General features: G+C 75.3%; 8 protein-coding genes and 1 tRNA gene. 1 reads left to right on the plus strand and 8 read right to left on the minus strand.

Translation table 11 applies throughout. The features are described 5' to 3' along the window. Positions 1-15: 15 nt before the first annotated feature. Positions 16-91, minus strand: a tRNA-Ile gene (locus F563_RS0117290). 57 nt (positions 92-148) lie between these two features. Further along, positions 149-1,324, minus strand: coding sequence for an E22 family MetX-like putative esterase (locus F563_RS0117295; protein ID WP_019015948.1), 1,176 nt, complete (start codon positions 1,322-1,324; stop codon positions 149-151). 129 nt (positions 1,325-1,453) lie between these two features. Between F563_RS0117295 and ppa the strand changes: the two genes are divergently transcribed. Then, positions 1,454-2,008 (plus strand): inorganic diphosphatase, encoded by a 555-nt coding sequence (gene ppa, locus F563_RS0117300; protein WP_026299674.1) that lies wholly within the window; start codon positions 1,454-1,456, stop codon positions 2,006-2,008. Here ppa and F563_RS0117305 read toward each other — a convergent pair. From F563_RS0117305 to F563_RS0117335, 6 genes are all read right to left on the minus strand, one after another. Continuing rightward, positions 1,999-2,904, minus strand: a complete 906-nt coding sequence (locus F563_RS0117305; protein ID WP_019015950.1) for an AEC family transporter — start codon at positions 2,902-2,904, stop codon at positions 1,999-2,001. The two genes, ppa and F563_RS0117305, sit on opposite strands and share 10 nt — an antisense overlap. A 64-nt stretch (positions 2,905-2,968) precedes the next feature. Further along, a complete protein-coding gene (locus F563_RS0117310; RefSeq protein WP_019015951.1) occupies positions 2,969-3,889 on the minus strand; it encodes an NAD(P)-dependent oxidoreductase in 921 nt (306 codons plus the stop codon). Between the two features lie 78 nt (positions 3,890-3,967). Beyond that, entirely contained in the window at positions 3,968-6,028 is a 2,061-nt protein-coding gene (locus tag F563_RS0117320) for a YjbH domain-containing protein (protein ID WP_019015953.1), read from the minus strand. 77 nt (positions 6,029-6,105) lie between these two features. After that, positions 6,106-9,960: a translocation/assembly module TamB domain-containing protein gene (locus F563_RS0117325; RefSeq protein WP_019015954.1), complete on the minus strand. Its 3,855-nt coding sequence runs from the start codon at positions 9,958-9,960 to the stop codon at positions 6,106-6,108. Beyond that, positions 9,960-11,735: an autotransporter assembly complex protein TamA gene (locus F563_RS0117330; protein ID WP_211211451.1), complete on the minus strand. Its 1,776-nt coding sequence runs from the start codon at positions 11,733-11,735 to the stop codon at positions 9,960-9,962. The genes F563_RS0117325 and F563_RS0117330 overlap by 1 nt, the downstream gene beginning before the upstream one ends. A 109-nt stretch (positions 11,736-11,844) precedes the next feature. Further along, positions 11,845-14,436, minus strand: a complete 2,592-nt coding sequence (locus F563_RS0117335; RefSeq protein ID WP_245557158.1) for an SLBB domain-containing protein — start codon at positions 14,434-14,436, stop codon at positions 11,845-11,847. Positions 14,437-14,455: the final 19 nt, after the last annotated feature.

The following is a 14,455-nucleotide window of genomic DNA, read 5'->3' on the forward strand; positions in this document are numbered from 1 at the left end:
GTGACATGTCGGACCTGGTGGGCCGGGCAGGACTTGAACCCGCAACCAAGCCGTTATGAGCGGCCCGCTCTGACCGTTGAGCTACCGGCCCCACCGGCCCCAGTGATGCGAGGCAGGGCCCGCGCGCGCAAGCCCCGCGCGGGCGCCCTCACTCCGCCATCAGGCGGCGGATCGCCTCGCTGACCTTCGCCATCGACACCACCCCCTCCAGGTGGCCGAGCGGCCCCGACAGTTCCGCGACCTCCACCTGCCGCCCCTGCTCCTTCAGCGTCGCGGCCAGGCGCCGGTTGTGCTCGATCGGGAACACCCGGTCGGAGACGCTGGGGACGATCAGCCAGCGCGCGCGGGACCGCGCGAGCGCGGCCTCGGGGCTCTCGTGCTCCTTGAGGAAGAGCTGGTTGGCACGGATCAGGTAGAGGAAGTGGTTCGCATCCGAGATTCGGGCGCGCGCCGCCGCCGCGTCGTCGAGCCATTTCTCGATCGCGAACCGCTCGGTCACGGCCCGGCGCGGGTCCTGCCCCTCGGCCGGCTTCACGCCGATCGTATCGGCCCAAGGCCAGTCGCGCGCGTGATGGGTGACGATCTTCAGCGCCTCGGCGAGCCCTGCCGCCGGCGCGGGTCCGCCATAGTAGTCGCCGCCCTTCCAGTTCGGATCGAGCCGGATCGGCGCGGCCCAGATGTCGAGCCAGCCGATGATCCAGGCATCCACCCGGTCGGTGCCGATCACCGGCATGGCGCGCGCGACCATGTCCGGATACGCGACCGCCCATTCGATCGTTTGGAGCGCGCCCATCGAGGCGCCGGCGACCAGCGCCAGCCGGCGCACGCCGAGATGGTCGAGCAGCGCCTTCTGCGTCTCGACGAAGTCGCGGATCGAGAACACCGGGAAGGTCAGGCCCCAGGGCCGGCCGGTTGCGGGGTTCACCGTCGCGGGGCCGGTGGTGACGGTGTTGCGGTCGCCGGTGTTCAGGTTCACCGGCGTGTCGGCGCTGATCACGAAGTACCGGTCGGTGTCGATCGGCTTGCCGGGACCGATGATCGCGTCCCAGTAGCCCGCCGGCTGGCCGGCGCCGTAGCGGCCGAAGGCGTGGCTGTTGCCGGAGAAGAAATGCGCGATCAGCACGGCGTTGTCGCCGGCGGCGTTCAGCGTGCCCGCGGTCTGGTAGCCGATGCGCAGGTTCGGCACGGTGGCGCCGGCGCGCGTGGTGAAGGACGGGATCTCGAAGCTCTGCTTGGTGACGATCAGCTCGCCCTGGGCCTGGGCCGCGACGGGCAGCGCGAGCGGCAGCAGGGCCGCGACCGCCAGCAGATGGCGCCGGAACATGCGGTGGATCCTCCCGATGGTGATGCGGCCGCGGAATGGTGCCGCAGCGCCGGGCGATACCGCAAGGGCGGCGTTGGCCTCGCGGCGCCCGCGCCGCTATGGTCGCCGCGGCATCGTCTGGAGGTTCGCGTGGACATCAACCGCATCGCGATCGGCCGCAACCCGCCGCAGGACGTGAACGTGATCGTCGAGATCCCGCAAGGCGGCGTGCCGGTGAAGTACGAGCTCGACAAGGACAGCGGCGCGCTGATGGTCGACCGCTTCCTGCACACCGCGATGTACTACCCCGGCAATTACGGCTTCATCCCGCACACGCTGGCCGAGGACGGCGATCCGATGGACGTGATGATCGTCACCCAGGCGGTGCTGGTGCCCGGCTGCATCGTGCGCTGCCGACCCGTCGGCGTGTTGCAGATGCGCGACGAGGCCGGGCCGGACGAGAAGGTGCTGGCGGTGCCGGTGGACAAGCTCCATCCGTTCTACTCCGGCATCCGCAGCTACACCGATCTGCCGGCGATCCTGATCGACCAGATCGCCCACTTCTTCAAGCACTACAAGGATCTGGAGAAGGGCAAGGAGGTCAGCCTCGGCGACTGGGGCGGCCCCGAGGTGGCGGAGCGGCTGATCCTGGAGAGCATCCGCCGCGCCGAGGACGCGAAGGACGCGAAGCCCCACTACGCGTAGGTCAGCGCCGCGCTCCAGAGTGCCAGCGTCGGCAGGCTGAGCACGGTGGTCCAGAGGCAGAGCGCGGCGGCGGCACGGATGTCCTGCCCGCCCGCACCGGCGATCAGGAAATAGCCGAGGCTGGTCGGGGTCGCCGCCATCAGCACGGTCGCCGCGGTCGCGCCACCCGGCAGGCCGAGCGCCGCCGCGGCGATCCAGGCGAGTGCGGGATGCAGGATCAGCTTGCCCGGCAGCGCGGCGCGCACCGGTCGCAGCGGCGCGAGCGCGAGCGCGCCGCCGCCGACCGCGAGCGCCGCGCCGAGGCTGATCAGCGCCCCCGGCACCGCGCCGCCGGCGAGCATGGCGGCGAGGCTCATCACCGGCGCCGGCAGCGCGATGCCCGACAGGCGCACGCTCAGCCCCGCGAGCATCGCCCACACGAGCGGCGCGCGCAGCATCGCCGCGGCCCCCGCGCGCAGGCCCCCGCGCGTCAGCAGCAGCATGTTGGCGTTCATGGTGCCGAGCACGTCGATCACCAGGATGGCGATCGCTGCACCGGTCGCCGCCGGATCCGCGCCGAGCGGCGAGACCGCGATCGCCGGCAGGCCCATGTAGCCGACATTCGCGCTGATCGAGCCCATCGCGGCGAGCGCGCGCGCGCGGTGCGGCGTGAGCGCGGCGGCTGCGGCAGCGGTGGCCAGCATCGCCAGCGCGAAGGCCGCCGGCGCCAGCAGCGCCGCCGCCGGCGGGGCGGCGGCCTCGACCACGAACCGGAAGATGAAGGCCGGCAGCGCCGCGTAGAGCACGAAGATGCGAAGCCCGTTCTGCGCCGCCGGCAGGGCGAGCGGCCCCCGGCCGAGCGCATAGCCGAGCGCGATCAGCGCGAAGAACGGGAGGAGAATCGGCGGCGGCAGCACGCGCGCAAACTACGTCCCGGGCGGCGGCCGCGACAGCGGGGGGTCGCCGTGCCGACCGCGCAGATCAGGTGGCGCGCGCAGGCAGGCCCGAGAGCTCAGCCACCAGCGCGCCAAGCGTCGCGCAGTCGAGCCCGCCACGGCCGCTGTTCACCAGCGCCTCCATCATTTGCGCCGCGAGCGCGGTGACAGGTGCGAACACCTCGTGGTCGCGCGTCGCCGCCGCCGCGAGCCGCATGTCCTTGCGCATCAGCGCGGCGCGGAACCCGGGCCGCTCCTGCCCCTCGATGATGCGCCTGGCGTGGTTCTCCAGCACGAAGGAGCGCGCCGAGCCGCCGAGCAGGGCGGTGCGCATCGTTTCTGGATCGAGCCCCGCCTTGCGGCCGAGCGCCAGCGCCTCCGAGACCGCGAGCAGCGTGGCCGAGACGAGCAGCTGATTGGCCGATTTGCACACCTGCCCCGCGCCCGAGGGGCCGAGATGGGTGATGGTCCGTCCCACCGCGCGGAACACCGGTGCGGCGGCGGCGAAGGCCTCCGCATCGCCCCCCACCATGCAGGTCAGCGTGCCGTCGCGCGCGCCGGCCGGGCCGCCGCTGACCGGGCTGTCGAGCAGCGCGGCATCGTGCGAGACCCTCAGCCGCGCGGCAAACTCCGCGGCGGCGGTCGCGGCGATGGTGCTGAAGTCGATCACCACCGCGCCGCGCGCGATGCCATGCGCGACGCCGTCCGGCCCGAACAGCACCGTCTCGACATCCGCCGTGTCGGGAACGCAGAGGCAGACGCAGGCGGCATCGGTCGCAGCCGCAGCGGGTGTCTCGGCCCAGCGCGCGCCCGCCTGCTCCAGGGCTGCGGCCTTGGCGCGGCTCCGCGTATGCACGGTCAGGCCGAAGCCTGCACGGCGGATATTCGCGGCCATCGCGGCACCCATGACGCCGAGGCCGATGAACGCGATCGCCGAAGGTGGGGCGATCTCAGCCGGGGCAGCCATCCCAGTCCTCCGTGCGCGTGTCGACGACGTTCGGGATCGACCGCGCGGCGCGCGCAAAGTCAACCCGCAGCATCGTCGCTACCGGCCCGGCACGAGCCCCGAGATCCCGCGCAGCCAGGCCTCGCGGCGGCCTTCCCGCGTCACCTCGTAGAGCGGGTGATCGACGGACAGGCGCTGTCCGCCGTCGCGGATCAGCGGCCGGATCGTCAGCGTGCCGCGCGAGGGCGTGGGTGCGGCGAACAGGTCGAACGGGAAGCGGATGTAGAGTCCCTTGTCGAAGCTCCCTTCGCCGAAATCGTCGAAGCGCGCGGTGGTGAAGGTGGCGAAGCCGCCGATCTCGATCCCCGAATCGAAGCGCCGCCCGAGCTCGATCGTCACCCCCCAGTCGCGCGCCAGATACCGCCCCGCGCGCAGCACCGCGTAGAGGTCGCGATAGGGCAGGTCCCAGTAGAGCGAGACATGCCCGGTCCAGGTCTCGTAGTTGCGGAAGCCGAGGCCCTGGTCGAAGGCGCGCTGCTTCGCCCAGGCGAGATCGGCGCCGACGGCAAAGCTGCGATCGACCGGACGCCAGAGCACCTCGCCCTGCACGCCGCCATACATCATCTCCAGATACCCGGCCGTGACGCGCGCGAACACGTCGCGCTCGACCGTCCAGATCCGTTCCGCGGTCAGGCTGATCAGCGGCGTGCGCGTCGCCTCCAGGTACTGGCCGATCGCGGTGCGCACGTTCGGCAGGCGCGTGTCCGGCGGCACCGGCTGGCCGCGCAGATTGCCGGCGAGGTCGAGCCCTACCTCGCCGCCGAGCGTGAACCCCGCGCCGAGCCCGACGCGCGCGCCGGCGACCGCCAGCACCTGGCCCTGCAACGGCCGGTCGGGGTCCATCAGCGACAGGATCACCCGCGGCTCGATGGTCCAGGCGAGGCGCGGGAACGCGCCGGGCACAGCTTCGCCGGGGTCGGGCGGCGGCAGCGGCAGGGCCGGGCGGAGATCGGCGGTGATTGCGATCTCCTCGGGGCTGGAAAGCCCGATCGCGGCCTTCTCCACCTCCCCGCGCAGCACCGCCACACGCGCGACCTCGCTGCCGTTCGGCGCGAGCGACACCACCACCCAGTCGATCCCTGCCGGCGCGTGCTCGGCGGCCAGCCGGGCGGCGCGCCCGGCGGTGGCGCCGAGGGTGCGGAACCGGCTCGCGGCGAGAACGATCCTGAGATCGCGCCCGACGGCCGCGAGCCGCATCGGCGGCATCCCGTCCGCGCGCAGCCGCGCGATCAGCGCCGCCTGCCAGTCGGGCGCGAGATCCGGGCGCGGCGCCGGCGGCAGCGGCGGCGGGGCGAGCACGCGCGGCGGATCGGCCGGGTCCATCCGGAGGCTCGCGCGCACCAGCAGGTCGCTGCCGTGCACGAAGGCCGCGCCGAACTCGACGCCGCGCGCGGGCTGCCAGGCGAGCCCGACATTGACGCGGCTCTTCGCGCGGCCGCGGCCGTCGCGCCGCTCGTCGCGCAGGCGATCGCCGCTGAACTCGGCGAGCGCGGTCAGGCCGGGGATCGGGGTGGTCCAGGCGATGCCGCCGAACAGCGCGACGTCACGGCCACGGAACCAGGAGCGCGCGAGCGGCACGCCGCCCTGCCCGACCGAGGCGCTGCGCCGGCAGAACCGATCGGCCGCCTCGCAGAGCGGATTGGCGAGATCGCGCCCCGTGCCGAGTCGGCCCCAGCCAACGCCGAGCGAGACATCAAGGTCGTACCAGCGCTTGCTCGCGACCACGTACTCGCCCGAGTAGAGGCCGGTGCCGAGCAGATCCTGCAGCCCGACCGCGATCGCGGGGCGCCAGTCGTTCTCCTCGAACAGGCGCAGCTTGAGGTCGAAGGCGCGGTCGGTGGTGATGCCGCGTCCGGTCGTGGCGTTCAGCCGTTCGGTGAAGCGGAAAGTGGTCTCCAGCCACGTCAGCGCCTGGACGTTGATCGTGTAGTTGCGCCGCTGGCGGCGCAGCGCCGCACCTGCCTCGATCGTGCCGTCCGGGCGGAAGCGCGCATCGCGCGTCTCGATCAGCCCCATCCCGCCCCAGCTCGTCGCGGTCTGCGCCGAGGCCGCGCCGCACGCGAGCGCGAACGCAAGCGCGGCGGCGGCACCTCTCAGCATCGCATCGGGGGCACGAGACGATCCGGCATCGAATCGCAACTATGCCGGGCCGACGCGCCCCGCGCGACCCGGTTTCGTCAGTAATCGATGCCCCAGGACAACCCGACGCGGCCCTCGCCCTCGCCGCCGACATCCGCCTCGGCCCGCACATTCGGCAGCACCTCGATCTGCACCGTCGCGCGCGTGCTGCCATCGGCGGCGCGGCGCGCGCCGAGATACACCCCGTCGGCGAGGTAGCGGCCGGCCTCGACCGTCGGCCCGCCGGTCGCTTGGTCGGTGCCGACGGTGAGCCGGTCGAGGCCCAGCCCCCGCCGCACCCGGTCGAGAATGCCCGGGCCGGACGGGCCGACCCCCGTGAGTTCGGCCGCCGCCTGGGCGAGCTGGAGCAGCTGCACCGGCGTCAGCGTCGCTTGGCTGCGGCCGAACAGCAGCCGCGCCAGCACCTCGTCCTGCGGCACCTCGGGCTCGGAGCCGAGGGTGATGCGCGGCGCCGTCGCCGTGCCGCCGACGCGCACGATTGCGGTGATGTCGCCGGCGGTGGTCGCGGCCTCGAAGTCGAGCGCGGGATCGATGCCGGCGGCGCCATCGAAGTCGAGCGCGCCGCGGCGGAAGGCGATCCGCTGCGCCAGGATCGAGATCTCGCCGCGGCGCAGGCTGAAGGCGCCGGTGAGATCGGGCGCGGCCGCCGTGCCGCCGAGCCGTACCGACCCGCCGAGTTCGGCATCCACGCCGCGGCCGCGCACGAACACCGCGCGCGGGGCCTCGACGGCGATGTCGAGCGCGATCGGCGAGTCGGCGGCGGGCGGCGGCGCGGGCGGAGCCTCGCCGGCGACGCGCACCGGCAGATCGACCACATCCGCCGGCAGGCGCTCGGGCAGCAGGATCTCGGCGCGTGCAACGTCAATCCGGCCCGTGGCGGCAAGCGCGTCGGTGTCGCCCGCCAAGCGGAGGTCCGCCGACAGCCGCACCGTGGCACGGTCGGCGAGCGCGAGCGTCGCCTCGCGCGCGGCGAGCGTCAGGTCGAGCGGCAGCCCGGGGGCCAGCGGCCGGAGCGTGCCGCCGAGCGCGAGCGTGCCGTCACCGGCGCGCGCGGTCAGGCCCTCGATCGCGATCGCATCGCCGCGCGCGACGAACCGCCCGCCGATCCCGGCGAGCCTGAGCCCGAGCACGGCATCGTCGATCGACGCATCGGCGAGCCGCACCTCGCCGGCGAGCGCGGGTTCGGGCACCGCCCCCTCGGCGCTGAGCGCGACCACGAGGCGGCCGCGCGCGCGCCGGCCCGCGGGGGTGAGGAACGGATCGGTCAGCGCGAGGTCGATCGGCCCGTCGAGCCTCGCGCGGATCGGGCCGCCGTCGAGCGGCGCCTGCGCGGTGAGATCGAGCCGCGCGACAGTGCCGGCGCGGAGCTGCGCCCGCACGTCCGCGCGCCCGCCGGCCAGCGCGAGCGTGGCGTCGAGATCGGCCGGCGGCAGCAGCGCGCCGGGGCCGTCGGGCAGGCGCGCGCCGCGCACCGCAAGCCGCGCGTTGCCTTCGGGCGCGGCCGGCGCACCGCGCAGCGTCGCCTCGAGGTCGAGCGTGCCCGCGGGCGCGAGCCCCGGCGCGGCCAGCGCGGCCAGCGCCAGGGGCAGGCGGCGGGCCGCAAGCGTCAGGTCGAGCGTCGGGCTCAACCGGCCGCGCGCCTCGATCCGCCCGCCGCGCAGCGCGAGTGCCAGCGGCGCGAGCTCGATGGTCTCGCCGAGACGCAGCGTGGTGGGCGCGGCGAGGCGGATCGTCTCGCCGCGCGCGCTCACCTCGAAGGCGGAAAGGGCGATGCGCTCGGGCAGCCGCGCCTCGGCGGTGAGGCTCGCCGTGAGCTCGGGGCCGGCGAAGCGGGCGCTGAGCCCGAGCGCCTCCGGGGGTCCGGTCGCCGCAAGGTCGAGCGCGCCCGACGCGCCGCCCGCGGCGAGCCCGCGCGCGGCGAGGCGCAGATCGAGCGCGGGCGCGCGCAGCGCATCGGCCGCCGTGCCGCTGAGCGTGGCCTCGGCGATCGCGATGCCCTCGGCGGCGATCCCCTGCGCGCGCGCCTCGACCGTGGCGCCGACCCCGCCCGTGGCGTCCGGCGCGAGCGCGAGCCGCGCCGCGATCGCGCCGGCAAGGCCGGGCAGCAGCTCGGCGAGGCGCGGCACGGCGGCGGTGCCGGCGAAGTCCGGCCGCCCGTCCGCGAGCACGCGCCCCTGCCCCGCGATGTGCGCCGCGCCATAGCGCAGCTCGATGCGCGGGACCGCGATCGCGCCGTCCGGCTGCGGCTCGGCGTCCCCGGCGATCGCGATCTCGCGCCCGCCGAGATCCCCACTCCCCTGCACCGCGACGCGCGGCGCGCTGACCAGCCGCGATGCCTCCGCGGTCAGCGCGAGCCGCCCCGCGCCTACGCCCTCGACCGCGAGGTGCGGCGCATCGAGCCTGAGCGTCGCGTCGGGGTCCGCGGCCGTGCCGCGCAGCGCGAGGTCGAGCCGCGCCTCGCCGGCGAGCGGGGCGGCGAGCGCGGTGAGCGCGGGCAGCGCCAGCGTGCCGGCGAGATCGAGCGTCTCGCCCGCGCTGCCGGCGAGGTCGAGCGTGGCGGCGAGACCGGCGACCGTGATTCGCTCGATCGTAACCCTGCGCGAAACGAGCCGCGCGCGTGCCGCGACGGTCGGCGCGTCGCCGAGCAGCAGGTCAAGCGGCGCAGGCAGGGCGGCATCGGCGAGACGGAGATCGGCGTCGAGGGCCGTCGCGGCATCGCCGTGCGCGATCCGCGCGGCGAGGACAAGCGCGCCGTCGGCCTCGATGCCGGCGGCGGTGGCGAAGGGTGCGAGGCTGGGCAGCCGACTGTGGATCGTCAGCGTTGTGTCGCCGTCGATCCGACCGGTGGCGGTCAGCGCCAGCAGCGGATGCGCGACCGCCGCCTGCCCGATCGCGATCGTGCCGTCGGCATCCCGCGTCGCAGCGAGGCGCAGCGTCACCGGCGCGGCATCGAGGCGCGGCAGGGGAAGGTGATCCGGCAGCGCAACGCCTTCGGCCTGCGCCTCGGCGGAGACGCGCAGCGCGCTGCCGAGATCGCCCGCGAGCCGGCCGTCCAGGATCAGCCGCGCGAAGCGGTAGCCCTCGGGCAGCACGGCACCGACGGCAGTACCCGCGACGTCCAGGTGCACGCCGAGATCGGTCGCATCGCCGCGCAGCGCGAGCACACCTTCGGCGGTGGCCGACACGCCGCCATCGAAGGTGAGCGCGAAACGTGTCTCGGCCCGCTCGGCCGTGCCCTCGGCCGTTGCCTGCGCGGCGAGGCGCCCGAGTTCCGGCAGCCCGGCGAGCCGTGCGATCAGCCCGTTTGCCGGCTCGGCGATGTCGAGCCGGATGGCGACGTCGGCGTCGCGACGCAGTGTGGCGCGGTAGTGCCCGCCGGTGCTGTCGCGCAGATCGAGCTCGGCGGTGCCGGTGAGGTCGCGCCGAAGCGCCGCCTGCGCCGTGCCGTCCAGCGTGACGTTCATGCCGGCGACCGCGGCGGCGATGCGCGCGCCCTCCAGCGCGAAGTCACGAACCGTCAGATCGACCGGCAGCGACGGCGCGGAGGCTGGCCCCTCCTCCGCCTCGCTCACCGGCAGGCGCGTGAGCGCGAGCCCCACCAGGCGCAGCGTGTCGATCTCGACGCGGCGCGCGAGCAGCGAGAGCGGCGACCAGGCGAGCTCGACGCGCTCAATCGCGAGCCACGTCCCGTCCGCGTCGGCCAGTGACACCCCGCGCAGCGTGGTCGCGCGCAGCGGCGAGCCCTCGATCGCGGCGATGCGAATCCCGGCGGCGGCGGCGGCGCGGCGCGCGAGCTCCTGGCCCGGCCCGGTCTCCAGCGCGAGCACCGCGACCAGCGGCACCATCACGACCAGCGCCACCAGCGCGGCGAGGAGGCGCAGCGCCCAGCGCATCAGAACGCCTGCCCCAGCCCGAGATAGAGCTGCCAGGCGGCGTCGCCAGGCCGCTTGCCGGACAGCGGCACTGCCACATCCGCGCGCACCGGCCCGATCGCGGTGTAGTAGCGCACCCCCACCCCGGCGCCGATGGCGATCCGCGAGGGCAGATCGGGCGCGCGCTCTTCCCCCACCCCGCCGGCATCGACGAAGGCGACCGCGCCCCAGGACTCGCCGATGCGCTGGCGGAATTCGACCCCGCCGGCGAGCAGGGTGGTGCCGCCGAGCGGGCGGCCGTTCGCGCGCGGCCCGACCGACTGGAAGGCGAAGCCGCGCACCGTGCCGCTGCCGCCGGCATAGACGCGCCGGTCTGCCGGCAGCCCGTCACGGCTCTGGCCGAAGGCGGCGGCCGCGATCAGCCGGGCGGCCAGCACCGACCGCCCGTTGCCGGCGAGGTCGAGATAGCCCGCGCCGGTGGCGCGCAGGCTGGTGTAGGCAAGCGTCGAGCCGAGGAAGCCGGGATAGGGCGTCAGTTCCAGCCGCGCGCGCGTGCCGCGCACCGAGTCCAGCGGATTGCCGGCATCCTCCCAGACCAGCGTCGCCGGCACGCCGACGAAGGTGTCGATCGTCGCCTCGCCGGCCTGCTCGACCCGGCTGCGCTCGAAGGAGAGGCCGAGGCTGCCGCTCAGCCGGTCGCTCAGCCGGCGCTCCAGCGCCGCGCCGCCGGTGACGGCGATCCGGTCATAGGCGTCGGTGCGCTCGCGCAGCGCCCCGGCATCGAGCCGGAGGGTCTGGCGGCGCGACAGGAAATGCGGCTTGGCGAAGCGGCCATCCAGCCGGTAGCCGAAATCGCCAGCGCCGCGTTCGAGCAGGCCCGACACCTCGGCGCCGAGCTCCAGCCGCTCGGCCCGTCCGAGCAGGTTGCGATGCAGCCAACGCGCGCGCACCGAGGCGCCCTCGGAGGTGGCATAAGCGCCGCCGAACTCGATCCGCCGGGGTGGCCGCTCGACCGCCTCCAGCGTCACATCCGCGGTGCCGTCGGGGCCGGGCTCGGGCGCGAGACGGGCGCGCACGGTGGCGAAGGCGCCGAGGTCGAGCAGATCGCGCCGCGCGGCCTCCAGTTCCGCCGGTGTGGCGGGCCGACCCGCCCGCGCCGCGACCAGCCACTCCGCGAAGCCCCGGTCGATGCGCGCGAGCCCCTCCACGCCGACGCGCCCGATCGCGACGCGCGGCCCGGGCTCGACCCGCAGCGCCACCGTCATGGTGCGGGTGGCGTGATCGACGGTGAGCGTGCGCTCGCCGAGCCGGGCATAGGCATGGCCGTCGCGCCGCAGGGCGTCGAGCAGGCGCGCCTCGGCGGCGAGGATGTCGGCGCCGCGCGCCGGGTCGCCGACCGTCAGGCCGGTCGCGAGGCCGTCGGCGCCGTCCACGATCACCGCGTCGATCGTGTAGAGCGGGCCCGGGGTGACGGAGACGACGATCTCCAGCGGCGGGTCGGCCGGCAGGGCCGCGATCGCCGGCGCCGCGGCGAGGTCGGTCAGGTCCAGCCCGGCGGCGCGGATCGCGACACGGCCGGCGAAGTGGCCCTGGCTGCGCAGCACCGCGGCGAAGCGGTCGCGGTCGGCGCGCGCGCGTGCGATCAGCGCGGCGGGGGCGACCGGCTCCTCGTCCTGAAGGCGGAGCAGCGTCGAGGCATCGCTGAGCAGCGTGTCGAGCCCCGCGACCTCGGTCGGCGCGAAGCGCACGGCATAGGGCTGGGGATCGGCCGCCCGGGCCGGGAGGCCGGCGAGCACGGCCAGGACGGCAAGGGACCGGGCGAAGCACCGCATGGTCCGGCCGGCTATACGGGCACGCGATCGGGAAGGCGACCGCGACTCACGCCATTGCGACGAGGCGAGGGCCTCAGCGCGTCTCGCGCGCGATCACTGCGAGCGCCGCCGCGCTGATGGAGATCTGCGAGAGAAGCTGGGTCAGGTCGCGGATGAAGCCCCAGGTCTCGAAGGGCGAGGGGTCCTGCGGCACCACCACCATCGAGCCGGGCGGGATCGGCTCGGGCGAGAAGTTCCACGACGACAGCCCGGCCGGCTGGGTCTGCCCGTTCGGCAGCACGACGAAGGCGCGCGACGTATCGGCGAATCGCTGCGCCCCGCCGGCCGCGCGCAGGTAGTCGCCGGCGCGCTGGCCGGAGCGGAACTGCAAGGCGCCGGGGTTCAGCACCGCGCCGACCACGCTGACATCGTTCGGCCGCTTCGGCACCACCAGCAGGTCGCCTGGTTCCAGCAGCAGGTCGAGCTCGGGCCGCGCGGCCAGCACCGCCGGGTTGGCCTCCACCACCATCCGCCCGGCCGCGCGCGCCTCGCGCAAGGACGCGGCGAGCTCGCGCCCGGCGCGGATTGCATCCCCGAGATCGACCGAGGGCCGCCCGGCCGGGGCCGAGACCGCGCGGCCGGCGGCCACCTGCAACAGGCTGGTCTCGAGTTCGCGCGCGGCGCGCTCGAACCCCTCCTGCTGGCGCACGCGCACGCTCTCGCGCGTGAACACCGCGCCGAACGGATAAGCCTCGCGCGTCAGCCCGCCGGCGCGCTGGATCAGGTCGGAGAGCCGCTCGCCGCGGCGGATGTCGTAGACGCCGGGGCGGACGAATTCGCCGGCGAGCCGCACCGGGCCGGTGTCGCGGTCGATGAAGACACGCGCGAACCGCACCGCATCGCGCGGTGCGACGCGCACGGCGGCGAAGTTGCGCGACTCGATGTCGAGCAGGAACCGCTCCACCGGCGCGGCCGAGGCGCCCTCGATCCGCACCACGCGCGTGAGTTCGACATTGCGCAGATCGGCGGTGTCGGTCGGCCCGCCCGCGACCGCGAGCAGGTCGGCAAGGGTCGCTTCCGCTGCCAGCGGATAGATCCCCGGCCGGCGCACCTCGCCGGTCAGCAGCACGGCGGTCTCCAGCGCCGCGGCGGCGAGGTCGGGATGCTCGACGAACACCTCGGGGCAGCGCGCCGGCCCGGCCTCGATCACGCCGAGCCCGGTGACATTGGCGAAGCGCTCCGGGCTGCCGGCGGCCAGCACGGCGAGCTGGGCCAGGGCAGGGCAGTCCTCGGGCGGGGCTTCGCCGCGCAGCACCCGCTGCACCGCAGGGCCCGACAGCCAGGCGATCTCGGCGCGGCCCAGCAGCACCACCTCGTCCTCGTCGGCGAGCGGCACGTCGCCCTGGCCCGCGAGCAGCCGGCCGAGATCGAAGGGCTGCACGCGCTTCAGCCGTGTCGCGGGATCGACCCGGATCAGCGCGGCGAAGCGGAGATAGGGGTCGGGGCGGATCTGGCGCGGATCGCCGACCAGCCGGCGCAGGGTCGGCGCGGCCCCGCGCGAGCGGAGCTGCGGCAGCAGCACATGGCCCGAGAGTCGCACCTGCCCGACCAGCGCCTGGAGGCTCGGCAGCACCATGACCAGGTCGCCCCGGCGCAGCGCGCGATCGGGGGCGATCTCGGCGAAGGAGGAGCGGCCGGCAGCGTCGAATTGCTGCAGCAGGAAGCGCACCCCCTGCGGCCGCAGCGTGTCGCCGGCGAGTGCCAGCGCCTCGCGCAGGGGCAGGACAGGCACCTCGGGCGGCAGCTCGTAGATGGCGGGCCGCCCCACCTCGCCCGCGATCGCCACCGTGCCGCCGAGCGGCGGCACGACGATCCGGTCGCCGGCCGTGAGCGACAGGTCGGGCGCCTCGCCGCGCCCCGACAGCACGCCGTAGAGATCGACCCGGCGCGTGCCCCCGGGCCCGTCGATCCGGATCGCGCGCAGCGAGCCGGTGCGCTTCACACCGCCGGCCGCCGCCAGCGCGTCCAGCACCGAGGCGAGGCTCGTCAGCGCCTGGAACCCCGGCCGCACCACCTCGCCGCCGACGAAGACCTGCACCTGCCGCACCGCGCCGACCGCGACGAAGGCCTCGGTGCCGGGCAGTTCGCGCGCAAGCCGCGCGTCGAGCTCCGCGCGCAACTGGCCGAGGCTGCGGCCGGCGGCCGGAATCGGCGCGAGATCGGGCAGGGTCAACCGGCCGTCCCGGTCGATCCGCGCGGTGATGTTGCGCGCGACCCGGCCGCGCAGTGTGACGACGATCTCGTCATCCGGGCCGAGCAGATAACCCGGCGGCAGGGCGGCGACCGCGCCGGGGCCGCCCACGGGCAGGCCCGCGAAGGTGTCGTAGCCGAACTGGCGCAGCGGCGAGGTGCCGCTCGGCAGGCGCGGGGCGTAGAACGCCTCGGCCGGCGACTCGGGCTCGGGCGCGGGCGGCGGGGCCGGTTCGACCGCGCGCGGCGGGACGGCCGGCGCGGCCTCGGCACGGGCGGGCGGCGGGCCACCCGCCGCATCGAGCATGCGCTGGATCGCCTCGGGGGTGACGCCGGGCGGCAGGCCGGGCAGCGGTGGCGGCGTGAGCGGCGCCTGCGCGAGACAGGGCGCCGCGACCACGATCGCCAGGGCTGCCAAGGCCAGTCGAACCGCCACCGGGACGCTCCCGCAGGGC

The organism is Elioraea tepidiphila DSM 17972 (genome assembly GCF_000378465.1).
GTDB classification, from domain to species: domain Bacteria; phylum Pseudomonadota; class Alphaproteobacteria; order Acetobacterales; family Acetobacteraceae; genus Elioraea; species Elioraea tepidiphila.